1 protein-coding gene is annotated in these 365 nt (G+C 67.9%); it reads right to left on the reverse strand.

Annotation, left to right across the window (positions count from 1 at the left end):
- On the reverse strand, positions 1-314 hold a 314-nt coding region (locus IA22_RS0133770; protein WP_245229660.1), incomplete at its 3' end, for a ricin-type beta-trefoil lectin domain protein.
- Between the last annotated feature and the right edge of the window lie 51 nt (positions 315-365).

Below are 365 nucleotides of genomic sequence, written 5' to 3' on the forward strand. Positions count from 1 at the left end.
GTCCACTTCTGGTTGGCGGCGCCGGTGCACGTCCAGATCTGCAGCCGCGTGCTGTTCGCACTGCTGCCACCCGACACGTCCAGACACTTGTCGGCCTGCGGATTCACGATGTCCCGCGCCGCGGGAGTCGCCCACTGCTGCGCAGCCGAACCGTTGCAGTCCCACAACTGCACCTTCGTACCGTCCGCCGTACCCCCCGACGCCACATCCAGACACTTGCCCAACGCCCGGATCGTCCCGTCAGCACCCACCGTCCACTGCTGCGCGGCCGTACCGTTGCAGTCGTACAACTGCACCGCCGTACCGTTCGCCACCGCACCCCCGGCCACATCCACACACTTCCCCGCCAGACCCGTGATGGGGCC

This window comes from Kitasatospora papulosa, from assembly GCF_000717245.1.
Classification (GTDB): Bacteria; Actinomycetota; Actinomycetes; order Streptomycetales; family Streptomycetaceae; genus Streptomyces; species Streptomyces papulosus.